Here is a 23677-nt window from a genome sequence, read left to right as displayed (position 1 = left end):
GTTAAGGAGTGGAAACCATTGCGCGATACGGTAAACGAATGCCGATGCATCGCCCGTCCCTCCTGATCCTGCCGCTTGGTCCGCTATTGCTGGCGGCCTGTATTCCCAATGAGGCGGACCGTGCCGCCCCCACGCCGCCGCCGCGCATGGATGCGGATGCCTCCACCGTGGAATTGGCAGAGCCGCAGCCGGTCTGGACCGCGCAGCAGGTGGTCGCCAGCGCGCGCAACGTCCCTGCATCCACCTATGTCGTGCAGCCGGGCGATACTTTAAGGGGCATCGGCAACCGCACGGGCGCGGGATCGGAGGCGATCGCGCGGGCCAATGGACTGACCGCGCCCTATGGCGTGCGCGTCGGCCAAAAACTGCAAATCCCCGGCGGCCGATACCATCTGGTGGCGGAGGGTGAGACCGGCATCGCCATTGCATCGACCTATGGCGTGCCTTGGCGGCAGATCGTCGATGTCAACGGACTGGAAGAACCCTATATCCTGCGCCGAGGCCAAAGGCTGCTGCTGCCCGGCAATACGCCCGCCCGCGCCCCCGATATGGAGCAGCGCGCCGCCGCCTTCCGCATCGACATCGACGATGTCTTGACCGGCGGCCAGCCCGCCACCGCCGACAATGCGCCCAAAGCCGTCGCATCGAGCGCGCCAAAGCCCCTGCCCTCCAATATCCCCGCAGCCCAGCCCGCGCGCTTTGCGAGCAGCTTCGCCTGGCCGGTCAGGGGCACGATCCTGTCCCGCTTCGGACCCGGCGAGAGCGGCGCGAAGAATAATGGCATCGACATCGCGACCCCCATGGGCACGCCGATCCGCGCCAGCGCCGACGGCGTGGTCGCCTATGCGGGGGACAAGGTGGCGGTGTTCGGGGGCCTGGTGCTCATCAACCATGGCGGCAGTTGGGTCAGCGCTTATGGCCATGCCAGCCGCGTGGACGTGGTGCGCGGGCAGAAGGTGAAGAAAGGGCAGGTGATCGGCCTGACCGGTGATACCGGCTATGCCAGCAAGCCCAAGCTGCATTTCGAATTGCGCAAGGACCGCGTGCCGGTGAACCCGATTCCCCAGTTGCCCCCGGCATGAGGATGAATCCGCCGACCACCTCGTCAGCTACTGCCGGTTTCCTGCGTCGGCGGTCGTCCATGCCGCTGTGGGTCGATCTGGTCTGGCGCGTGGGGCTGGTGTTCGGGCTGATCGGGCTGGTGCTGCTGCTCCACTGGGTCGGCCGGGATGGCCTGAAGGACAATTACGACAATCAGATCAGCTTCATCGATGTCCTCTACTTCACCACGGTGACGGTCACGACGGTGGGCTATGGCGACATCGTGCCGGTGACGCCGGAAGCGCGCCTGTTCGAGTCCATCTTCGTCACGCCGATCCGATTGTTCGTCTGGCTGATCTTCCTTGGCACGGCCTATAATCTCTTTCTCCGCAACATCCTCTACAGGTGGCGCATGGCGCGTATTCAGGCCGATCTGCACAATCACATCATCGTCACCGGTTTCGGGACCAGCGGGCAGGAGGCCGTGAACGAGCTGCTCGCCCGCGGCACCGACCCGCGCGAGATTGTCGTCATAGACGGCAATGAAGAAGCCCTGGCGTTGGCGGAAGCGCAGGGGTGCAATATCCTGTGCGGCGATTCCACGCGGGACAAGACGTTGAAGGACGTCGCCATCCACCGCGCGCGCAGCATGATCGTGTCGGCGGGGCGGGACGATACGTCCATCCTGATTACCCTGACCGCCCGGCATCTGTCGCCGCGCCTGCCGATCAGCATCGTCGTGCGGAACGAGGATAATGAACTGCCCGCGCGGCAGGCAGGCGCCACCACCGTTATCAACCCGGTCAGTTTCGCGGGCCTTCTGCTCGCAGGCAGCACCAGCGGCCGGCATATCGCCGATTATATGACGGACCTCGCTGCGACCGGCGGGCGCATCAAACTGAATGAGCGGGCCGTGTTGCCGCAGGAGATTGGCGGCCCGCTGTCGGCGATCAAGACCGGGATCGGTTTGCGCGTCTATCGCGAGGATCGGCCCATCGGCTTCTGGGAGGAGGGCGCGGCGCGGCTCCAGACGGGCGACCTCATCATCGAAGTCACGGAGGGCGACGGGCAGCATTCCGACGGATAGAGCCTGAGCAGAGACGAAGCGTTGCAATTTGTTGCAGAGCAGCAACAACTCGCAATATTAGCGCTACAACGGCCCGTGGCCGTCATCGGGCCGATTGCTATACTGTTGTAAAGCGCAAACACTCTTCGTCAGAACCTGTGCCAGACAGGTCGCTGAAAAAGGGGTGTAACATGCGCTTTAAAAGTGCCTTGCAATGTGGCGTCATGCTGTCCGTCGTCGCCTGGACCGTTCCCGCCTTCGCCCAATCGATCGAACCGCAAGCCGAAGATGGCACTGCGATCATCGTTACCGGCTCACGCATCCGCAGGGATCCCCTGGACCAGGACAAGCCGATCGTCACGGTGGATCAACAAGCGATCGCCCGCACCGGCCTCACCTCCATTGCAGACGTGCTGCAACGCATCCCCAGCGCCGCAGGCGGGCTGAATACCAAGACCAACAATGCCGGCAATATCGGCGGACCGCCCGACGGCACCGGCGTATCGTCGGGTTCGGCCGAAATCGACCTGCGCTATCTGGGTGCAAAGCGCACGCTCGTGCTGGTCGATGGCATGCGTTACGTCAACGGATCGGCGGCGGGCGGCATCCCGGCCTCGGTCGACCTGAATACCATCCCGCAAAGCATGATCGAGCGGGTGGAAGTGCTGCAATCAGGCGCATCCCCGCTTTACGGGTCGGACGCGGTGGCAGGCGTGGTCAACATCATCACCCGCCAGTCGCAAAAGGGCCTCGACATGTCGGCCCAGTTCGGCACGTACCGCAAGGGCGACGGGCATACCTATGACATCAATGCCAGCTATGGTTTTCAGGGCGACCGCGTCTCCGTCGTCGTCGGCGGCAATTATGTGAAGCAGGAGGGGGTCAGCACCGCCGATCGCTCCATATCGCAATGGCCGGCAGCCGGCGGCACCAGTTGCGCCGACGGCGGCTGCTCCAGCGCCACCCCCAATGGCCGGTACGATGTGCTGGGGCAAAGCCTGACGCTGGGCAGCCCTATCATCGGCCGTGCGCCGGTAAGGAGCGACTATCGCGCCTATAATTCGTCGACCGACTCCTTCAATTTCGCGCCCTATAATTATCTGCTGACCCCGTCGGAACGCTATGGCGCCTTCCTGAACGGCAAGTTCGAATTTTCCGATACCGTCAGCCTGCGCACGCGACTGGTCTATCAGCATCGCGAATCCACCACGCAGGCGGCGTTCCTGCCGCTGTTCATCGGGCCGGATGCGGGCAACGGCAATCTGCTCGACACCATTTCGGTCGATGCCAGCAATCCCTATAATCCGTTCGGCGTGACCCTGTCTTCGGGCGCGAACGGCACGCCAGCCAATTATTCGACGATCCGCCGTCGCTTTGTCGAGGGCGGGCCGCGTATCTTCAGCCAGGAAGTCGATACGCTGACCATGGCGGCGACGTTGGAAGGCACGTTCGATGTGGGCGAGCGCAAATGGTATTGGGACGTCAATGGCAGTTACGGCACCAACAATGCGCACCAGACATTCACCGGCAACCTGAACGCCGCCAAGCTGGCCCAGGCGCTGGGTCCGGTGGCGGGCTGCACCGGCGACTGCGTGCCGTTCAACATCTTCGGCGGGGCCGGGTCGATTACCCAGGCGATGCTGGATTATGTGACGTTCGACCAACGCGACAGAAGCGAGCAGGAATTGTGGGACGTCACCGCCAACCTGTCGGGCGATCTGTTCGACCTGCCGGGCGGCCCGGTGGGCTTCGCCATCGGTTACGAGCATCGCGACCAGCAGGCGTCCTACACGCCCGACCCGATCATCACCGCAGGACTGGGCGCGGATGTCCCCACCAGCCCGGCGCGGGGCGGTTTCAACGTCGATGAATTTTACGGCGAACTGCGCATCCCGATCCTGGCCGATACGCCGTTCTTCCAGAAGCTGGAACTGGACGGGGCGGTGCGCCATTCCAATTACAGCAGCTTTGGCAGCAACACGACCTACACAGTATCGGGCCTTTGGAAGCCGACGCGCGACCTGCTGCTGCGCGGCGGCTATGCCGAAAGCCTGCGCGCGCCCAGCATCGGCGAGCTTTATGCCGGCCGGTCGCGCACCGACGCGACGATCAACGACCCCTGCACCAATGTGGCGGGCAGCGCGTGGCAGACCAACGCCACCGTGCGGGCCAATTGTATCGCCAATGGCGTGCCGGCCAGCGGCAGCTATGCCGAACCGCAGGGCGGCCAGTTGGGCGTGTTTTCGCAGGGCTTCACCGGCCTGAAGCCGGAAACGTCCAAGACCTGGACGGCGGGCGGCGTCTATAGCCCGGCCTGGGCACGCGACAGCTTCGCCAGCCAGTTCAGCATCGAGGTCAATTATTATACGATCACGTTGAAGAATGCGATCGATTCGGTCCCCGCATCGCTGACGCTGCAACGCTGCGCGTTCGAGGCCGATCCGATCAGCTGCGCCGCCATCACCCGCACCGGCAGCGGCGCGGTTGCCGGCATCAACGGCGTGCTCCAGAACCTGAATGCGATCGAGACGGACGGGATCGACGGCACGCTCAACTATCGGTCGAAGATGGTCGGCAACGGGTCGATCGGCCTCAACATCAATGCCGCCTATCTGCTGAAATATAATATCAAGCCGCCAGCCGATCTGGGCGCCCCGACGATCAAATGCGCCGGCACGGAACGGTGCGGGTCGAGCGACCAGGCCTATCCGCACTTCAAGGCGAACGCGACGCTCGACTATTCGACCGAAGCCTATGGCCTTTCCTTCACCGGCCGCTATCTGAGCAAGGTGACCGAAGGCGACGGCAACGTCATGAAGGCGACCTTCTATGGCGACATCCAGGCCTATTTTTCGCCCGACTGGATGGATCATCGCACTCGCCTGACGATCGGCGTCAACAATCTGTTCAACCAAGACCCGCCGCTGTGCGGCACCTGCGACGGGGCGAATTTCGACACGACCAGCTATGATGTGCCGGGGCAGTTCGGCTATCTGCGCCTGACCTATAAAATGTAGGCGATCCAATCGCTTCAAATGCGCGGGGGCGCGCTGACAACGGTGCGCCCCCGCTCATTTTCGCGGCCCCCGTGACATTTGCCGCAAAAATCCCTATGTGCGCGGCGATCATGGCAACCAAAATCCCAGACGCGCCGAAAATCGGCATGGTTTCGCTCGGCTGTCCCAAGAACCTTGTGGACTCCGAACGTATCCTGACCAAGCTGCGTTCCGACGGCTATCAGATGTCCGCCGACTATGCCGGCGCCGACGTCGTGCTGGTAAACACCTGCGGCTTCCTCGATTCCGCCAAGGAAGAATCGCTGGAGGCGATCGGCGAGGCGATGGCGGAGAATGGCCGCGTCATCGTGACCGGCTGCATGGGCGACGAGGCGGATGTGATCCGCGCGAAATTCCCGCAGGTGCTGGCAGTGACCGGCGCGCATCAATATGAGCAGGTGGTCAATGCGGTGCATGACGCATCGCCACCCATCCCCAACGCCTTCGTCGACCTGGTCCCCGAAGGGGGCCTGAAGCTGACGCCGCGCCATTACAGTTACCTCAAGATTTCGGAGGGCTGCAACCATCGCTGCTCCTTCTGCATCATCCCATCCATCCGGGGCGATCTGGTCAGCCGCCGCATCGACGCGGTCCTGCGCGAGGCGGAAAAGCTGGTCGCGGCCGGCACGAAGGAATTGCTGGTCATCAGCCAGGATACGTCGGCCTATGGCGTCGATACGCGCCACGATCCGCGCATGTGGAAGGGCCGCGAAGTGCGTGCGCACATGACCGACATGGCGCGCGAGCTTGGTCAGCTACGTACGGCCGAAGGCAAGGCGCCCTGGGTGCGGCTGCACTATGTCTATCCCTACCCCCATGTCGATCAGGTCATCCCGTTGATGGCCGAGGGGTTGTTGACGCCCTATCTGGACATCCCCTTCCAGCATGCCGCGCCCAGCGTGCTGAAGGCGATGAAGCGCCCGGCCAACGAAGCCAAGGTGCTCAGCCGTATCGCCAAATGGCGGGAGATATGCCCGGACATCGCGATCCGCTCCAGCTTCGTCGTCGGCTTCCCCGGCGAGACGGAAGCGGATTTCCAATATCTGCTCGACTGGCTGGACGAGGCGCAACTGGACCGCGTGGGCGCCTTCCGCTTCGAGCCGGTCGAGGGGGCTGCCGCCAATGCTCTGCCTGGCGCCGTGCCCGAAGAGGTCAAGGAGGAACGCTATCAGCGGATCATGGAAAAGACCGCAGCGATCAGCGCCGCCAAGTTGCAGGCGAAGGTCGGCCGCGTCCTGCCCGTCATCCTGGACGAAGTGGGCGAGCCTGACGAGGAGGATGGCAGCATCGGCGCCACGGCCCGCAGCCAGGCCGACGCGCCGGAAATCGACGGCAATGTCTTCCTGCGCGACGTGGGCGAAGGGCGGAAGGCCGGCGATATGTTCGACGTGCTGATCGAAGATGCCGACGAGCATGATTTGTACGGGGTGCCGGCTTAAACCTTATACGCCGCTGCTTGATGGGATTGGGTTGACGCACATGTATCGATCCCCGGCGCAGGCCGGGGAACGCAGAGCCATAGCGCACATCACTGTCTATCGGTATCAGGGTTTCACGAACCCGTCCTGATATTCGGTCTTGATCGCCTTGCGCATGGGGGCATCGACGGGCAGCTTTATCTCATAGCTGCCCTCGGCATAGGGGCCGGCATTATAGGGGCCGACCACCACGGTCATGCTGTCGATCAGCTTGCCGTCGCTGGAGGTCGGGACCAGCACCTGTTCCATGGGATCGATACATTGGGTAAAGTCGTCGTCGCCCCGCACCACCGGTTCGCCGCGCTTTTCTGCGCGTTGCCGGTCCAGTTCCTTGCAGAAAGGATCGCGGATCGCCGCCGCTAAGGCTGCGGGCGAGGTCATCACCGCCTTGACGCTGGTTTCGCGACGACGCGCCTTGTCCCACAGCAGCGCATCATAGCCGGTCATGCCATGCGCGCCGCCGGTATAGATATAGGATTCCGACTCGATCGACAGGAAACGCGGCGTGTCCGCCTGGACCTGCCACTTGGTTTCGATGCTGTGCGGGCGGAAGGGATAGCCCGCTTCCTTGGCCGAAGCGCTGTCTTCCTTCGCCATTTTCAAGGCATTGGCTTTAGAGGAAGCCGCATCCTTGCCGAATTTATCGACCAGAAACGGAATTGCCGCCGCTTGCGCCGGGTAGGCATAGGAAAATTCCAGAAATTCGCTTTTGTCCGACTGCACGAATGGCTTGGCGAGTGGCGCCGGCTGTGGCGTGCCCGCCATCTTGTCCGCAAAGCGCGCGGCCGCCTGATTGTCCGAGGCGCTGGCGTTCTGCTTGTCCTGCGACGGGGTGCAGGCGGCGATCAGCAAGGCCGCCGCCGGCAGACATATCCGTGCCGGCATCAATGCGCCTTCGTCGCTGCGCGGCATTTTTCGCCGACCGCATTGCGCGCATAATCGCTGTCCATCGCACGCCCGGCATTGGACCAGCCTTCGGCGATCAGCGCCTGCTGCACGGCGTTGCTATTGTCAAATTGCCCACTGTCGGCCAGCGCGTAGGCGCGCGCCCGTGCCGCTTGCAGGCTGCGATCATCACCATGAATCATCGTCCATCTCCTCTGTGATTATCGAACGAATCTAGGCGCAGCCGGTTCACATCGCAAATCAAGAAAGGGCCGAACGTGTCGCGCGAACGATGAAAAAATGCGCTTCCCAGGAGTGATCCCTTTCCCGTACATCCGCATCATGACCGATTTTCCCGACCTGCTCAAAGCCGACAATCAGCAACCTGCCCATCTGATCCACCTGGTCGACGCCAAGAGTTTCGATAGCTGGCTGGCCGGGCAACCCGCACCGGTCCGTGCGCTGGTGGCGGCGCAAAAGTTCAAGGGAGGGAGCCATGAGCATGCGATCATGCCGGGCGAGCATGGGCATGACTGGTCGGTGGTCGCGGGAGTCGCCAATCGCGATGCGCTGGGCAGCTGGTGCCTTGCCCGGCTGGCCGACACGCTGCCGGAGGGCAATTATCGGCTGAACGAAGGGTCGGCTGGCGCGGCGGCGCTGGGCTGGCTGACGGCGCAATATCGCTACGACCGCTATCGCAAGGAAGAAGCGCCCGCCGGCGCGCGCGTGCTGTTGACGGGCGATGTGGCGCGGATCGACCAGACGGTGCAATTGGCGCAGGCGGTGGCGCTGGTCCGCGACCTAGTGAACACACCGGCCGCCGACATGGGGCCGCCCGATCTGGAAGCCGCCGTGGAGAAAGTCGCCGCGGCGTTTGGCGCGGGCATATCGACCATCCGGGGCGATGCGCTGGAGCAGGGATTCCCGATGATCCATGCCGTGGGCAAGGCAGCGGACAAGAGTTTCGCGCCGCGCCTGATCGAACTTCATTGGGGCGATCCGGCCCATCCGCGCATCGCCATCGTCGGCAAGGGCATCTGTTTCGACAGCGGGGGGCTGGACATCAAGCCTTCCGCCGGCATGCGCATCATGAAGAAGGACATGGGCGGCGCGGCCCATGCGCTGGCTTTGGCGCAACTGATCATGGCCGCGCGGCTGCCGGTGCGCCTGCACCTGCTGATCCCGGCGGCCGAAAATGCGATCGCCGGCAATGCGTTCCGCCCCGGCGACATATTGCGCAGTCGCAAGGGCATCACCGTGGAAATCGGCAACACCGATGCCGAAGGGCGGCTGGTGCTGGGCGACGCGCTGACCCGCGCGGGTGAGGAAAAGCCGGAACTGATCGTCGATTTCGCCACGCTGACCGGGGCGGCCCGTGTCGCGGTCGGCCCAGACCTGCCCGCCCTGTTTGCCAATGACGACACGCTGGCGGCCGATGTCGCTGCGGCCGGTGCTCAGGTGGACGATCCGACCTGGCGCCTGCCGCTATGGGATGGCTATGCCGACATGCTGAAATCCGATGTGGCGGACATGAACAATGCCGGCGAAGGCGGCTTTGCCGGTGCAATCACGGCTGCACTGTTCCTCAAACGCTTCGTGCCCGACGACACGCCCTGGCTGCATCTCGACACATTCGCCTGGCGCCCGACATCGAAACCCGGCCGGCCCAAGGGTGGGGAGGCGCTGGGCCTGCGCGCCGTTTTCCGGCTGTTGCAGCAACGCTACGGACGGAACGCATAAGGGCTGCGGCCCGTCCGTCTTCCGTTACGCAACCGGATTGGGAATCATGCGTTGAGGGGGCATGAACGCGCATAGCCTCACCGAAACCGAGCGCCCCGCCCTTCAACCCCTGGGACAGTGGATGCGCACGCTGGTCGATTATGTCCGGTCGGGTAAGCCCGATCTGACCAACCGCCAGATGGCCCTTATGATGACCGTCTATATCGGGTCCGGCCCCCATACGGTACGCGGTCTGGCGGAGGCGCTGCATGTGTCAAAGCCTGTCATCACCAGGGCGCTGAACAAGCTTTCGGCGCTCGGATATCTCCGTCGGGAGCGCGATGTCGCCGATCGTCGCAATATTTTCATCACCCGAACGTCAAAAGGGGCGGAATTCCTTGACGCCTTTCACCATTTCATCGCAGGAACCGGCCGCGATGACAGGCCCGATAAACTCCGCGCGGAACGCACCGCCTGAAAGAACCCGGTTCAAGCTGGAAGGCCGATCGGTAGCGCTCGACCGCCGCGTCCACGCGGCGCGGGGCGACTTGGCCGATCTTTCGCTCGCCGGCGTTCTCTTTTCTGCCCACTACGCACGGGCCGTCCCCCTCACCTGCGTGGCGCCCGGCGCGGCCATCGTGTCGGCTGCATCGCCGACTGCCGAGGCGGTGAGCGAATTGCTGCGCGGCGAAATCTTCCACGCGCTGGACGTGATGACCGACTGGGCCTGGGGCTTTTGCGGCCATGACGGCTATGTCGGCTATATCCGCCGCGACGCCCTGGACCTGCTGGAAACGCCGACCCACCGGATCAAGGTGGAAAGCGCGCCGTTATTCAGCGCGATGGATATCAAGGCGCCGATCGCCGACCACTGGCCGGGCGGCGCGCTATTTTCGGGTGAGACACAGGTTTCGGGTGAGGCACAGGGCGACTTCATCGCCTGTGCCGAAGGCTATATCCACGTTCGCCATGCAGAGCCGGCCGACACCAAGCCGACGGACTGGGTCGCGACGGCGCAGCGCTATCTGGGCCAACCCTATATCTGGGGCGGGCGCGGCCATCGCGGCATCGATTGTTCGGGGCTGGTGCAGGTCGCGTTGGGCCAGGCGGGCATCGCCGTGCCGCGCGACACCGACCTGCAATGCGAAGGGATTGGCGCGCCGATCGACAGCGACGCGGCGCTCCAGCGCGGCGACCTGATCTTCTTTCCCAGCCATGTCGGCATCATGACCGACGCCAGCACCCTGCTGCACGCCAATGCCCATTGGATGGCCGTGGTAGAGGAGCCGCTGGCGGACGTCGTCGCGCGCCTTGCCGACACGCACCGGCAGCCCATCATCGCCCGGCGGAGAATCAGCGCATGAGTACGAGCGTCTTCATCGACGGTGGACATGGCACCACCGGCATCGAAATCGCCGATCGGCTGGCCGGTCGCGAGGAATTGTCGCTGATCACCGTGCCGGAAGAGCTGCGCCGGGACGCGGGCGCCCGCCGGGATGCGCTGAACGCCGCTGACGTCGTCATCCTGTGCCTGCCGGACGATGCTGCGCGCGAGGCCGTGTCGCTGATCGACAATGACCATACGCGGGTCATCGACGCATCGACCGCCCATCGCGTGGCGGACGGATGGACCTATGGCTTTCCTGAATTGGAGCCGGGCCATCGCGACGTGCTGGCCAATAGCCGCTTCGTCGCCAATCCGGGCTGCTGGCCGACGGGCTTTCTGGCGCTGGTACGGCCGCTGCTGCTGGCCGGGCTGCTGCCTGCCGACTGGCCGGTGACGGTATCGGGCGCGTCGGGCTATTCGGGCGGTGGCAAGGCGATGATCGCCGAATATGAAGGCGAAGCCGGGGCGCCGAGCGCCTTTCGTCCCTATGGGCTGGCTCTGGGCCACAAGCATGTGCCGGAAATGACGCGCTATTCGGGTCTTGCCCATCCGCCGCTCTTTGCGCCGGCAGTGGCCAATGCCTATCGCGGCATGATCGTGGAAATACCGTTGCAGTTGCGGGCGATGCCGGGTGCGCCGGCGTTGGCCGACATCCACGCCGCATTGGCGGGCGCCTATGCCGGTTCGCAGATCGTCAGCGTCGCAGCGCTGGACGAGAGCGCCGCCATGGGCAATGTCGCGATCGAACATGTCGGGGCGACCGATCGACTGGCACTGTTCCTGTTCGGCAGTCAGGAGAGCGGCCAGGCGCGGCTGGTCGCGGCGCTCGACAATCTGGGCAAAGGCGCGGCCGGTGCCGCGGTCCAGAATCTCAACATATTGGCGGGCCTGCCGGAAACAGCGGGCCTGCGCCTCTAACCACCGGCCTTAATGAATGGTGCCGAGCGGCTGGTCGTAGGTGAGCAACACGATCAGTCGCTCAATCTGGCGCCAGTGGCAAAAATGGATGTGGTTGCCCATGTCCAGGCTACGGTCGGCGCGCGCAGCGGCCTCATAGCCGGCATTATCGCCGAACATGGCCATCAGTTCGGCCGCGTCTTCATAGCTCTTTCGATCCGAAAGATATGGAACCTGCATTGCAACCCCCGATATTCTTGGCGACTTTGTTATGGGGAGGCCTGTTCAATCACCGTGCCATTTCAACGCTTTGAGCGTGCAGGCGGGGTTGAAGAGTCAATGGATCGTTAGGCAAGTCCCACGGCGGGACGATATTCCCGAAATGAAACATTGGGTCCCGATACGGGTCGTCGCTGCTTTGGCGGTCGTCCGTGACCGAAGCATCTGGCCTTGCTGCCCCTGTCATGGCAAGGGGCAATGATGAGCAAGGGCAAGAAAGAACCGACCGGCGCGGGCGCGATCATCGCCTTCCTGATCCTGGCCGGCACCATCGGTGGCGGGTTGCTGGGCCAACCGAGCATCGGCCTGCTGGCTGGCACCGGCGCGGGCGTATTCATCGCGCTGCTGCTGTGGTGGCGCGAACGCGACAAATAAGGGACGAGGCGCGCCCCACCCCCCTCTTGCCCACGATCATGCGTCCGCATAGATGTGGCGTCATGAAAAAACATATCATTGCCATCCCCGCGATCCTGCTGCTGATTGGCGGCGGCACGTTCCTCTATCTGGCGCAGGGCAATACGGCCCAATTGCCGCCTGGCGCGGATATGGGCAAGGAGCCTGTCTTCACCACCGCCAAGAACGAGATGCTGCCGACGGTGAACATCGCCGAGGTAAAGCCGTGGACTGCGAATGAAAAGCCGGTCGCGGCCAAAGGGCTGACCGTGGCGCGCTATGCCGAGGGACTGGCCCATCCACGATCGCTGCTACGCCTGCCCAATGGCGACGTGCTGGTGGCCGAAACCAACAGCCCACCGCGTCCGCAGGGCGGCATCGTCAACAAGGTGATGAATTTCTTGATGAACAGGGCCGGTGCCGGCGTACCATCCGCCAATCGCATCACCTTGCTGCGGGACGCCGATGGCGACGGCAAGGCAGAGACGAAGACGGCGTTCCTGACCGGACTCAATTCCCCCTATGGCATGGCGCTGATCGGCGACACGCTCTATGTGGCCAATACCGACGCGCTGATGGCTTTCCCATACAGGGAAGGCGAGACGAAGATCGCGGACAAGGGTCGCAAGGTCATCGACCTGCCCGCACGGGCGCCCAACCAGCATTGGACCAAGAGCCTGGCCGCCAGCCCCGAAGGGCTGCTCTATGTCGGCGTCGGGTCCAACAGCAATATCGCCGACAATGGGCTGGACGTGGAAAAGAACCGCGCACTGGTGTTCGAGGTGAACCCCAAAACCGGCTACAAACGCATCTTCGCGTCGGGCCTGCGCAATCCGGTGGGTCTGGCATTCGAACCGAGGAGCGGCGCGCTTTGGGGCGTGGTCAATGAACGCGACATGCTGGGTGGCGACCTGGTCCCCGACTATCTGACGCGAGTGGAATTTGGCGCCTTTTACGGCTGGCCCTGGAATTACTGGGGAGGGTATGAGGATCGTCGCGTGCAGCCGCAGCGCCCGGAAATCCGCGAATATACCAAAAGGCCCGACTATGCGCTGGGCAATCATGTCGCGCCGCTGGGCCTGACCTTCGCCGACAAGCTGCAACTGGGTGCGCCCTATACGGACGGCGCGATCGTGGGTCTGCACGGCAGTTGGAACCGCAAGCCTGCCGCCGGATACAAGGTCGTCTATGTCGGCTTTGCCGATGGCGAAGCGGGCAAGGCCAAGCCGGTCGATATGCTCACCGGCTTTCTGGACAAGGATGGCGCGGCCCGTGGCCGCCCCGTCGATGTGACCGCTGATGCGAAGGGCGCGCTGTTGGTCAGCGACGATGTCGGCGGCGTGGTGTGGCGGGTTACGAAGGCGAAGTAAAAGCCAACATCCGTTCGTTTCGAGCAGGTCGAGAAACGAGGTAGCGCTTCGCCTCCGATTTCTCGACTTCACGCGAAATGAACGGATTGGGTTTCTAGATCGTCAACCCGTTCCGACCGGCCAGTTCGACCACATATTGCCAGGCGACCCGGCCCGACCGACTGCCGCGCTGGGTGGACCATTGGATCGCGTCCAGCGGATCGAAGCTGATGCCCAGCTTTGCCGCATAGCCACCCACGATCGCGACATAGGCGTCCTGATCGAGCGCATGGAAGCCCAGGCTGAGGCCGAAACGGTCGGAAAGGGCCATCCGGTCGTCCACGACGTCGCGCGGGTTGATCGGGTCGTCCTGTTCCGAAAGATGGCGCGGCACGATATGGCGGCGATTGGACGTCACGTAGAGGCGGACATTGGCCGGACGCGCGGCGGTACCACCCTGAAGCAGCGAGCGCAGCGTGCGAGCGTCGCCCACGCCGCCTTCGTCAAAGCCCAGATCGTCCAGAAACAGGATGAACGGCCGATCGGTGCCGCGCAACAGGGCAAAGAGCGTCGGCAGGCTCGCCAGTTCGTCGATCGCGCATTGCAGCAGCGCGATGTCCTGCCCGTCCCGCTGAAGCTGGCCGACGACGGCGGCGACCACGGCCGACTTGCCGGTGCCGCGCGCGCCCCACAGCAGCGCGTCATGGGCAGCATGGCCGGCCGCATGGCGGCGGCTATTGTCGAGCAACAGCCCCTTTTGCGCGTCGATGCCGGTCAGCAGGTCATAATCGACCGGTGCGAACGCTTCCACAGCGCGGATCGCGTGGCCATCCCACACATAGGCTGGATGCGCCGTCAAATTGGCGGACATAGCAGGTGGCGGTGCCAGTCGCTCCAGCGCTTCGGCAATGCGGGTCAGAAGGGCGTCGTTCATGGCGGCGGACTTAGCTGCGGTTTCCTGCGGTCGCAAGCTTATGCGCCTGACGACCCCCCATGTCATGGCGCTGACGCAATGGCCTTTTAATCGATCGAATCGCGATCTATATCGCGGGGGTTGTGACCATCGCTCATCCAGTCTTTTCCACCAAGTCCGTCCGCTATGGCAGTGAGGCCCTGCGGGAGGCCGCGTTGTTGATCCGGGCTGGCGAACCGGTGGCCGTGCCGACCGAGACCGTCTATGGCCTGGCCGCCGACGCCACCGACAGCAATGCCGTCGCTGCCATCTACAGCGCCAAGGGACGGCCCAGCTTCAATCCGTTGATCGTCCATGTCGCCGACAGGGCGATGGCGGAACGACTGGCTGACGTCTCGCCATCGGCAGCCTTGCTCGCCGATCGTTTCTGGCCGGGGCCGTTGACGCTGGTGCTGCCGGTACGGGCCGATAGCGGCCTGTCGCCGCTGGTGACGGCCGGCCTGCCGACCGTGGCGCTGCGCCTGCCCGCTCACCCGGCGATGCGCGCGCTGATCCGCGAGAGCGGCTGTCCGCTGGCCGCCCCGTCCGCCAATCGTAGCGGGTCGATCAGCCCCACCCGCGCCGACCATGTATTGGCCAGCCTGGACGGCAAGATTCGCATGATCCTGGACGAAGGGCCGACCAGCGAGGGGCTGGAATCCACCATCGCCGCGCCGGAAGTCGACCGCATTCGCCTGCTGCGCCCCGGCCCGGTGACGGCGGCTATGCTTGAAGAGGCGACCGGCCTGCCGGTGGTGATCGGCAGCGACACGAGGATCGAAGCGCCCGGCCAGTTGGAAAGCCATTATGCCCCATCCAAGCCGGTGCGGCTGAACGCGCTGCGGGCGGAAAAGGACGAATATCTGATCGGCTTTGGCCTGATGCCATGCCACATCAACCTGAGCCAGGAGGCGGACCTTCGCGAGGCGGCGTCGCAGCTTTTCGCGGCGCTGCACATCGCAGACTCCGCCGCTTCCAGCCGGATCGCGGTGGCGCCCATCCCTTCGGAGGGCATCGGCATGGCCATCAACGATCGACTACGGCGCGCGGCGGCTTAAAAACCCCACTCTTTCCCGTTCAGGTGAGCCTGTCGAAGCGACGTTCATCTTTCCAACATTGAAGAAAAGAGCGACTCTCGGACAGGATCAGGGACAAAGGGTCTGATTTTGAATGGTTGGGCTGTAACCAACAAGCATTGACGTCCATACACGCCTTTATGTTCCCCGGCGCAGGCCGGGGAACAATTCCTATCAGCAAAGCTCATAGCATCCGGCTATGAGTCACCCGCAATTATCGTAGCCGGCCCTGCGGCACTGATCGCGCCGCTCCTTGTCGGCTTTCTTGGCGGCCTTGCCCTCGCGCGCTTCCTGCTTGCGCATCTTGCGTCCGTAATTGCGGTCGGCTTCGTCTTGGCTGGTCGTGGTCCAGTCAACCACCTGCGACCCTGCCCGTACCGGCGCGGTGACCACGCTGGCGACCGTCCGTACGCAACCAGGCAGCGCCAACACCAACAGCGGCATTGCGAGCAATAATTTCGTCTTCATCTTCCATCCCCGACTTGCACGTTCGCGCGTCCCTTTAGCACAGGACGGATGAACCGCCCATAAAGGACGCTGCGACACGCGATCGACCGTGGAAGATCAGCCCTCGATGCGTGCAGCAAAGCCCTTGCGCAGCTTTGCCAGCTTGGGCGGGATTACGGCCATGCAATAGGGGTTCTGGTCACCGACCCGATCCCAATATTTCTGATGATAATCCTCCGCCGGATACCAGGGCGCGTCCGGTTCGATCGCGGTCACGATCGGATCGCTCTGATCCGCCTGCGCACGTTCGATACCGGCGCGGGCTTCGCTTTCCTGTTCAGCCGAATGGGGGAAGATGGCGGAACGATATTGCGTGCCGACATCGTTGCCCTGCCGGTTCAGGGTCGTGGGATTATGCGTGGCGAAGAAGATGTCCAGCAGGTCGGCATAGCTGATGACCGTAGGGTCATAGCTGATGCGGATCGCCTCGGCATGGCCGGTCGCGCCCGAACAGACCTGCTCATAGGTCGGGTTGGACGCCGTTCCGCCGATATAACCGCTTTCGACGCTCTCGACGCCCTTGAGGTTCTGATAGACGGCCTCCGTGCACCAGAAGCAGCCCCCGGCCAGCGTTGCGATTTCCTGCGCCATGATCGATTCCCTATTCCTGTTTGGCTGCACAGATAGGGACGATCAGGCGGCGGTTCCAGCCTCCGCACGAGCGGCGTCCGCCTTTGCCCGTTCTTCGGCCACCAGTTCCTTGCGCGACAGCTTGCCGACCAGAGTCTTGGGCAGGTTCAGCCGCACTTCCACCTCGCACACCCGTTCATGCTTGCCCAGTTGCGGGTTGAGCCATGCCTTGAGGGCCGGGCCGTCCATCTCCGCGCCCTCGTTGAGCGTGACGAACGCCTTTGGCTGCTCGCCGCGATAATGGTCGGGCACGCCGATCACCAGCGCCTCCTTGACCGCCGGATGGTGGTAGAGGACCGATTCCACCTGGCTGGGGAAGACCTTGAACCCGCCGACCGCGATCATGTCCTTCAGCCGATCGACGATCTTCACATAGCCGTCCTCGTCCACCAGGCCGACGTCACCGGTACGGACAAATTCGCCGATGAAGACTTCGGCATCGGCATCGGGACGGTTCCAATAGCCCTTCATCACCTGCGGCCCGGCGAAAAGCAGCTCGCCCGGCTCGCCATCGGCCGGGGGACGGGTCGGGTCTTCGCGGTCCACCACCTTGACCCGCGTGCCCGGCACCGGCTGGCCCACCGTGCCGGTCTTGTTCAACCCCTCATAGGGATTGGTGCAGACGATCGGGCTGGTTTCGGTCAGGCCATAGCCTTCGATCAGCTTGGCGCCGGTCGCGGCCTCGAACTTCTGCCGCAGTTCCAGCGCCAGCGGAGCACCGCCGGAAATGCAGGCGCGCAGGGAGGAAAAGTCGATGTTGCGGATGGCGGGATGGTCCAGCAGCGCCTGGAACATCGTCGGCACGCCCGGCAGCGAGGTCGCCTTGACCCGCTGCACCGCCGCCAGCACCTGCGCCGCATCGAAACGCGGCAGCATAACCATCTCGCCGCCGTTCAGCACGGTGCGATTGAGCGTGCAGGTATTGGCGAAGACATGAAAGAAGGGCAGCACCGCGATGATCCGGTCCGGCTCGTTCGCATGCGGATCGATGGATTGCGCCTGCCGTGCATTGGCGGTCAGATTCTGGTGCGTGAGCATTGCGCCCTTGGGCGTGCCGGTGGTGCCGCCGGTATATTGCAACAGCGCGACGTCATTGACCGGATCGATGGCCGGCACGGTACAGGCGCCCGCATTGGCGATCAGCCGATCGTAGCGAATGATGCGCGGATCATCCGGCAGCGGCGTGCTTTCGCTGGCCTTGAACCAGCGGAAAAGCAGCGACTTGACCGGCGAGAGCATCTCTGCGACCGATCCGACCACCAGCGTTTCGAGCGTGCTATGGTCCAGCACCTCCAGCGCGGTCGGCAGCAGCGCCTTGGCCGACAGGGTGAACAGGATCTTCGTCCCGCTATCTTCGACCTGATGCTCCAGTTCGGCGGCGGTGTAGAGGGGGGAGAAGTTGACGACGATGGCGCCGGCCATCAAAGCACCATAATAGGCCGCGACATAATGGGGGGTGTTGGGCAGATAGAGGCCGACCCGGTCGCCCTTGCGCACGCCCATCTGCTGCAAGCCGCAGGCTATGTGGCGTATCTGTTCCAGCATCGCGCCATAGCTGAAATGCCGGCCCATGAAATCGATCATCGGTGCGTCGGGATGCGCCAAGGCGCTTGTCTCGACCATCTCTCCCATCGACATCGGGGCGAATGTCTGGTCCCAGACCGTAGGGTGCTGGTACCGCTCTCTCCAGATTTTTTCTATGCTCTCCATGGCATGAAGTCTATGGGCCCCAATCGCTTTACGCAAGCGTCAACCACAGCAAAAAGGGCCGCGCAGGTTGCCCCGCGCGACCCTTGAAACTTGCTGCGCCATGGCCAACCTGCAACAGGCGGGCGCTGACGCTACGGCATCAAACCTCGCCCTTGTTGCTGCTGAACGGGTCGAGGATGGTCGCTGCGCCGGAAATAAATTCAGCCTCGCTCTTCAAAGCCTCTTCTGCGCGGCGCACGGTCTCCTGCCGCTCGCGGCGCAGTTCCTCGATCAGTGCCTCACGATCGCCATCCAGGCGCGAATCGGTCGGCGCCTCGATACCCAGCTTCTTGGCGGCCTTGGCTACCAGCCCATCCAGTTCGCGCTGCGAACACAGGCCCAGCGTCACGGGGTCCTTGGGCGTGATATTGCTGATGTTCCAGTGCGTGCGGTCGCGGATCGCAGCGATGGTGGTGCGCGTGGTGCCGATCAGCTTGCCGATCGCGCCGTCCGAAATTTCCGGATGGTTGCGCAAGATCCAGGCGATGCCGTCCGGCTTGTCCTGACGCTTGCTGACCGGGGTATAACGCGGCCCTTTGGTACGGCGCACAGGCTCCGGACCTTTGAGCATCTTGAGCTTATAGTCCGGGTTGCTTTCGCCCTTATGGATTTCATCCATGGTGATTTCATGGGCGCGCACCGGATCGCGGCCGGTATATTTGATGCTGGCGGTGTCGTCGGCGATCGCCTGCACTTCCAGAATGTGAAGCCCGCAAAACTCAGCAATCTGGTCAAAGCTCAGAGCGCTGTTATCGACCAGCCAACTGGCGGTCGCGTGGGGCATGAGAGGCTGGGACACGGGACTTCTCCGCACGTAAAAACGATAAGGGCCGCCCAATCAGGGCGGCCACGACGGATCAGGGATAGAACATCCCGCCGCATCCGGCAAGAAATTCCGCCAAGAAAAGCGTCAGGCCGCGCTTTCCATGACGTCGGGGTCGATGGCATGCAGGCCCGACAGGAACTCCTGCGCGCTGCGTTCCCAACTGAAGCTGCCGCCATAGGCCGCGCAGACGGCCCTATCGCAATTGAGCGCCTGCGCGATCGCGGTGCCCAGATCTTCGGACAAGGCGCCCGTTTCGGGCGTCAGGATATCGACAGGACCCGTGACCGGATAAGCAGCGACGGGCGTACCGCAGGCCAGCGCCTCGATCATCACCAGCCCGAACGTGTCGGTGCGGCTGGGGAAGACGAACACGTCCGCTCCGGCATAGGCGCCGGCCAGGTCTGCGCCGAACATGGCGCCCAGGAACTTCGCCTGCGGATAGGCGCGCTCCAGCGCCGCACGCGCCGGACCGGTGCCCACCACCACCTTGGTGCCGGGATGATCGCTGGCCAGGAACGCCTCCAAATTCTTTTCCACCGCGACCCGGCCGACATAGAGCTGGATCGGTCGCGGCAGATCGGCAAAGAGCGCCAGCGGCGGCGCGTCAGGCGTGAAGGCGCTCAGGTCCACCCCCCGCCCCCAAGGTCGGACATTGGGCACGCCATGGGCGCGCAACTGTTCGCGCACCGACCGGGTCGATACCAGCACCGCCTGTGCCGGCCCGTGGAACCAGCGGATATAGCGCCAGAACCAGGCGGCCGGCAGGCCCGTGCGCTGCGCCACATAATCGGGGAAATGGGTATGATAGGCGGTGGTGAAGGGCACGCGACTGCGCAGGCACCAGCGCCGCGCCGCAAGGCATAGCGGCCCTTCCGTCGCCAGATGCACGGCATCGGGCTGGAACGCGGCGATCGCCTGCCCCACCACGGTCGCGCGCACGAGCGCAAGCCGGATTTCGGGATAGGTCGGGCAGGGAATGGAACCGTAAAGATCGGGCGAGATCACCTCGACCACATGGCCCATCCGCTCCAGTTCGGTCCGGATCGTCTGCAACGTCCGCACCACGCCGTTGACCTGCGGGCTCCAGGCATCTGTAACGATCGCTATGCGCATTGGGTCGCTTCCTCTTGCGCTGACTTCAGTTCGTTTCGGGCGAACGGGCGCGGCTTCAAGCCCGATATCCGTGATCAGGCCGCCATCCGTTCCCGCGCATCCTGTTCTTCCCGCTCACGCCTGGCGATCTCGTCGGCCCAATGCAGCACCTCCATCCGGCCGTCGCCATGCTCGACCAGAGCGGTGCATCCTTCAACCCAATCGCCATCATTATAATATTCGATGCCTTCGATCTCGCGCATCTCCGCATTGTGGATATGGCCGCAGACCACGCCATCGACGCCCCGCGCACCGGCTTCATGCGCCACGACTTCCTCGAAGCGGGAGATGAAGGATACGGCGTTCTTGACCTTGTGCTTGGCCATTTTGCTGAGCGACCAGTAGGGCAGGCCCATGCGCTGGCGAACGGCATTGACCACTACGTTGAGGCGCATCAACGTCGTGTAGGCGGCGTCGCCCACGAAGGCGAGCCAGCGATGCGCCAGCATGATCGTGTCGAATTCGTCGCCATGCAGGACCAGCAATTTTCGTCCATCGGCCGTCTGGTGGATCGCCTTGCGCCGAATTTCCACGCCGCCAAAGCTCATGCCAGTGAACTGGCGGAACATTTCGTCATGATTGCCGGGAATATAGACGACCCGCGTGCCGCGCTTGGCCCGCTTCATCAGGCGCCATACCACGTCATTATGGCTGGCCGGCCAGTAGAAGCGCTTCTTCAACCGCCAGCCGTCGATGATGTCGCCGACCAGATAGATGGTGTCGCTATCCACATTATCCAGGAAATCGATGAGCATCGCCGCATTACAGCCACGGGTGCCCAGATGGATGTCCGAAATCCAGATCGTACGATAGCGGCGTCGCTTGCCTTCCCGCTCCGGGATATGGAAGCGGTCGTCGACGCCTTCTTCCATATCGCTCAAAAATGGCAGGCGGGTGATGGCGTTCATGATAGATCCCCAAAGACCAATATCTTCGGGAACGAATCTTTAGCGTCGCAATGTTACAACTCCGCACGGAATATGACGGAAATGCGACGTTTTCAGCCGTGTCGCCTGATGGACGGGGGACCTGACGGCAAGCTTTGCACCCAATCACCCGGCGGCGAACAACCGTAGCAATTTGCCAAATAAGGTTTTGAGGACAATAAGTCCCTGCCCTTGACGCATCCGCCGACCCTACCGACATGGGCGATGCAACTCTACCCATCCGCGAGTAAAGATGACCGACGCCAATCCCCTCCTCGCCGACAGCTTCCTTCCCGATTTCGCGGCGATCCGACCCGATCATATCGTCCCCGCCATGGAACAGGCGATCGCTGCGCACCGCGCCGCCATCAGACATGCGACGCACCAGGCCAGCGACGATTTCGATACCGTCGTCCTCGCTTCGGAGCGGGCGGATTTCGATCTGTCGCGGACATGGGCGCCGGTCGGGCATCTGGCATCCGTCGCCGACACGCCCGAATTGCGAGAGGCCCACGCGCAGGGCCAGTCCCTGATGGCCGCCTATCTGATGGAAGCCGGGCAGAATCGCGATCATTATGCGACGATCGAAAAGGTGGCCGCCCGCAAGGATTTCCCGATCCTGTCCCCCGACAAGAGACGCGCGGTCGAATTGGCGTTGCAGGGCTTCCGGCTGGCTGGCGTCGCCCTGGAGGGCGCGGCCAAGCAGCGCTTCCTCGATATCGGCGTGGAATTGAGCGACCTGTCGATCAAATTTTCCAACGCCGTGCTGGATGCTACGGAGGCCTGGAGCGAGCATATTGTGGATGAAAGCGCGTTGGCGGGCGTGCCCGACAGCGACAAGGCCATACTTGCCGCCTATGCGCAGGCAAAGGGGCTTTCCGGCTGGCTCGTCACCCTGCGCCAGCCCAGCGTGCAGGCGATCATGCTGCATGCAGAGGACCGGGCGTTGCGAGCGCGGGTGTACCGCGCCAATGCGACCCGCGCCTCCGAGATTGCGGACGATCAGAGCTTCGACAATAGCGAGCGGATCGAGCGAATCATGGCTTTGCGGCACGAGGCCGCGGCGATCCTGGGCTTTAAGGATGCAGCGGCGCGATCGCTGGAAACCAAGATGGCGCAGGATGCGCAGGAAGCCCTGTCCTTCCTCGACGATCTTGCCGGTCGGGCGCGCCCGATGGCCGAACGGGAACTGGACGAGGCCCGTACATTCGCGCGCGACCATCTGGGCCTGGATACGCTGGAAGTCTGGGACATGCCCTATGTGGCGGAAGCCATGCGCCGCATATTGCATGGTGTCGATCAGGAGGCGATGAAGCCCTATTTCCCGCTGCCCCGCGTGCTGGCTGGCACCGAAGCGTTGATCGAACGCTTGTTTGGCGTGCGGCTCGCCCGGCGGGACGATGTGTCGGTCTGGCACCCCGACGCCCTTTATTACGACCTTGTCGATGCCGATGGCACGATTCTGGCCGGCGTCTATCTCGACCTGTTCGCACGCGCGGGCAAGCGGGGCGGCGCGTGGATGGATGTGTGTCGATCGCGCTTCCGCGACGGCAACCGATTCCATCTGCCGGTCGCGTTTCTCACCACCAATTTCGCACCGCCCGCAGGCGGTCGACCGTCATTGCTGACCCATAATGACGTAGTCACGCTGTTTCATGAATTTGGCCATGTCCTGCATCATATATTGAGCGAGATCGACCTGCCGTCCATCGGTGGCATTTCGGGCGTGGAATGGGACGCGGTCGAATTGCCCAGTCAGTTCATGGAAAATTTCGCCTGGGACAAGGGGACGCTGATCGGCCTGTCCGGCCATGTCGATACAGGCGAAGCCCTGCCGGCCGAAATATTCGATCGCCTGCTGGCGGCGCGCCAGTTCCAGGCGGGGCTGGCGCTTTTGCGTCAGGTCGAATTTGCGACGTTCGACCTGTTGCTGCATCGCGACTATGACGCCGCCAATGGCGCACGGGTGAATGAGACGCTGGCGGCCGTGCGCAGCAGCGTTGCCGTCACGCAGCCGCCGGTGTGGAACCGGTTTGCGCACGCATTCAGCCATATTTTCGCGGGCGGCTATGCGGCGGGCTATTACAGCTATTTGTGGGCCGAACTGCTGTCGGCCGATGCGTTCGAATTGTTCGCGCAGGGTGACGATGGTCGTGGCGCCGATTTCAGGCGCGAGATTTTGGCGGCCGGCGCCAGCAGAACGGCGGCCGAGAATTTCAACGCCTATGCCGGGCGGGCGCCGGAAATTGACGCGCTGCTGCGAAGCAAGGGCCTGGTCGCCGCCTGAAATGCCCTGTCGCCAGCGAGCG

22 protein-coding genes are annotated in these 23677 nt (G+C 63.5%); 12 read left to right on the top strand and 10 right to left on the bottom strand.

Annotated elements, in window-relative coordinates; all coding sequences use genetic code 11:
- The first annotated feature begins 38 nt into the window (after nucleotides 1–38).
- From AC07UX_RS10425 to rimO, 4 genes are all read left to right on the top strand, one after another.
- Complete coding sequence (locus tag AC07UX_RS10425; protein ID WP_495191934.1) at nucleotides 39–1082, top strand: peptidoglycan DD-metalloendopeptidase family protein; 1044 nt, start codon at nucleotides 39–41, stop codon at nucleotides 1080–1082.
- Between the two features lie 2 nt (nucleotides 1083–1084).
- Nucleotides 1085–2128 carry a potassium channel family protein gene (locus AC07UX_RS10420; protein ID WP_495192274.1) on the top strand — a complete coding sequence of 348 codons (1044 nt, stop codon included), beginning with the start codon at nucleotides 1085–1087 and terminating at the stop codon, nucleotides 2126–2128.
- 170 nt (nucleotides 2129–2298) lie between these two features.
- On the top strand, nucleotides 2299–5124 hold the full coding sequence (locus tag AC07UX_RS10415; RefSeq protein WP_495191933.1) for a TonB-dependent receptor domain-containing protein: 2826 nt from the start codon (nucleotides 2299–2301) through the stop codon (nucleotides 5122–5124).
- 95 nt (nucleotides 5125–5219) lie between these two features.
- Complete coding sequence (gene rimO, locus AC07UX_RS10410) at nucleotides 5220–6602, top strand: 30S ribosomal protein S12 methylthiotransferase RimO (protein WP_495192273.1); 1383 nt, start codon at nucleotides 5220–5222, stop codon at nucleotides 6600–6602.
- 105 nt (nucleotides 6603–6707) lie between these two features.
- Here rimO and AC07UX_RS10405 read toward each other — a convergent pair whose 3' ends face one another.
- Nucleotides 6708–7526 carry a DUF4163 domain-containing protein gene (locus AC07UX_RS10405; RefSeq protein ID WP_495191932.1) on the bottom strand — a complete coding sequence of 273 codons (819 nt, stop codon included), beginning with the start codon at nucleotides 7524–7526 and terminating at the stop codon, nucleotides 6708–6710.
- Complete coding sequence (locus tag AC07UX_RS10400) at nucleotides 7526–7729, bottom strand: hypothetical protein (RefSeq protein WP_495191931.1); 204 nt, start codon at nucleotides 7727–7729, stop codon at nucleotides 7526–7528. The genes AC07UX_RS10405 and AC07UX_RS10400 overlap by 1 nt, the downstream gene beginning before the upstream one ends.
- A 139-nt stretch (nucleotides 7730–7868) precedes the next feature.
- Here AC07UX_RS10400 and AC07UX_RS10395 point away from each other — a divergent pair, with 139 nt between their 5' ends.
- From AC07UX_RS10395 to argC, 4 genes are all read left to right on the top strand, one after another.
- Nucleotides 7869–9266, top strand: a complete 1398-nt coding sequence (locus tag AC07UX_RS10395) for a leucyl aminopeptidase family protein (RefSeq protein ID WP_495191930.1) — start codon at nucleotides 7869–7871, stop codon at nucleotides 9264–9266.
- Between the two features lie 61 nt (nucleotides 9267–9327).
- Nucleotides 9328–9723, top strand: coding sequence for a MarR family transcriptional regulator (locus AC07UX_RS10390; protein ID WP_495191929.1), 396 nt, complete (start codon nucleotides 9328–9330; stop codon nucleotides 9721–9723).
- Nucleotides 9683–10609, top strand: a complete 927-nt coding sequence (locus AC07UX_RS10385) for a C40 family peptidase (protein ID WP_495191928.1) — start codon at nucleotides 9683–9685, stop codon at nucleotides 10607–10609. The genes AC07UX_RS10390 and AC07UX_RS10385 overlap by 41 nt, the downstream gene beginning before the upstream one ends.
- Nucleotides 10606–11550 (top strand): N-acetyl-gamma-glutamyl-phosphate reductase, encoded by a 945-nt coding sequence (gene argC, locus AC07UX_RS10380; protein ID WP_495191927.1) that lies wholly within the window; start codon nucleotides 10606–10608, stop codon nucleotides 11548–11550. Before AC07UX_RS10385 ends, argC begins: the two co-directional genes overlap by 4 nt.
- Nucleotides 11551–11559: 9 nt before the next feature.
- Here the strand turns inward: argC and AC07UX_RS10375 are convergent, their stop codons facing one another.
- Nucleotides 11560–11769, bottom strand: coding sequence for a hypothetical protein (locus tag AC07UX_RS10375; RefSeq protein WP_495191926.1), 210 nt, complete (start codon nucleotides 11767–11769; stop codon nucleotides 11560–11562).
- A 237-nt stretch (nucleotides 11770–12006) separates the two neighbouring features.
- On the opposite strand from AC07UX_RS10375, the gene AC07UX_RS10370 reads away from it, so the two are divergent.
- Both AC07UX_RS10370 and AC07UX_RS10365 read left to right on the top strand, forming a co-directional pair.
- Nucleotides 12007–12183, top strand: coding sequence for a hypothetical protein (locus AC07UX_RS10370; RefSeq protein ID WP_495192299.1), 177 nt, complete (start codon nucleotides 12007–12009; stop codon nucleotides 12181–12183).
- Between the two features lie 62 nt (nucleotides 12184–12245).
- Nucleotides 12246–13571, top strand: a complete 1326-nt coding sequence (locus tag AC07UX_RS10365; protein ID WP_495191925.1) for a PQQ-dependent sugar dehydrogenase — start codon at nucleotides 12246–12248, stop codon at nucleotides 13569–13571.
- A 94-nt stretch (nucleotides 13572–13665) separates the two neighbouring features.
- Here the strand turns inward: AC07UX_RS10365 and AC07UX_RS10360 are convergent, their stop codons facing one another.
- The gene (locus tag AC07UX_RS10360) at nucleotides 13666–14484 is read right to left on the bottom strand and encodes an ATP-binding protein (RefSeq protein WP_495191924.1); all 819 of its coding nucleotides are present in this window, start codon (nucleotides 14482–14484) and stop codon (nucleotides 13666–13668) included.
- A gap of 122 nt (nucleotides 14485–14606) precedes the next feature.
- Here AC07UX_RS10360 and AC07UX_RS10355 point away from each other — a divergent pair, with 122 nt between their 5' ends.
- Nucleotides 14607–15560: an L-threonylcarbamoyladenylate synthase gene (locus tag AC07UX_RS10355; RefSeq protein ID WP_495191923.1), complete on the top strand. Its 954-nt coding sequence runs from the start codon at nucleotides 14607–14609 to the stop codon at nucleotides 15558–15560.
- A gap of 222 nt (nucleotides 15561–15782) precedes the next feature.
- Here AC07UX_RS10355 and AC07UX_RS10350 read toward each other — a convergent pair whose 3' ends face one another.
- The 6 genes from AC07UX_RS10350 to AC07UX_RS10325 form a co-directional block, all read right to left on the bottom strand.
- On the bottom strand, nucleotides 15783–16046 hold the full coding sequence (locus AC07UX_RS10350; RefSeq protein ID WP_495191922.1) for a hypothetical protein: 264 nt from the start codon (nucleotides 16044–16046) through the stop codon (nucleotides 15783–15785).
- Between the two features lie 96 nt (nucleotides 16047–16142).
- Complete coding sequence (gene msrA, locus AC07UX_RS10345) at nucleotides 16143–16676, bottom strand: peptide-methionine (S)-S-oxide reductase MsrA (protein WP_495191921.1); 534 nt, start codon at nucleotides 16674–16676, stop codon at nucleotides 16143–16145.
- A gap of 42 nt (nucleotides 16677–16718) precedes the next feature.
- On the bottom strand, nucleotides 16719–18425 hold the full coding sequence (locus AC07UX_RS10340; RefSeq protein ID WP_495191920.1) for a long-chain-fatty-acid--CoA ligase: 1707 nt from the start codon (nucleotides 18423–18425) through the stop codon (nucleotides 16719–16721).
- A gap of 139 nt (nucleotides 18426–18564) precedes the next feature.
- The gene (locus tag AC07UX_RS10335; RefSeq protein WP_495192272.1) at nucleotides 18565–19248 is read right to left on the bottom strand and encodes a DUF1013 domain-containing protein; all 684 of its coding nucleotides are present in this window, start codon (nucleotides 19246–19248) and stop codon (nucleotides 18565–18567) included.
- A gap of 126 nt (nucleotides 19249–19374) precedes the next feature.
- Entirely contained in the window at nucleotides 19375–20403 is a 1029-nt protein-coding gene (locus AC07UX_RS10330) for a glycosyltransferase family 4 protein (protein ID WP_495191919.1), read from the bottom strand.
- Nucleotides 20404–20477: 74 nt separating this feature from the next.
- Complete coding sequence (locus AC07UX_RS10325) at nucleotides 20478–21350, bottom strand: UDP-2,3-diacylglucosamine diphosphatase (protein WP_495191918.1); 873 nt, start codon at nucleotides 21348–21350, stop codon at nucleotides 20478–20480.
- Between the two features lie 271 nt (nucleotides 21351–21621).
- Between AC07UX_RS10325 and AC07UX_RS10320 the strand changes: the two genes are divergently transcribed.
- Nucleotides 21622–23655, top strand: coding sequence for a M3 family metallopeptidase (locus AC07UX_RS10320; protein WP_495191917.1), 2034 nt, complete (start codon nucleotides 21622–21624; stop codon nucleotides 23653–23655).
- Nucleotides 23656–23677: the final 22 nt, after the last annotated feature.

This window comes from Sphingobium sp. GW821-FHT02B05, assembly GCF_059421905.1.
This window is presented reverse-complemented; position numbering and strand designations above follow the sequence as displayed.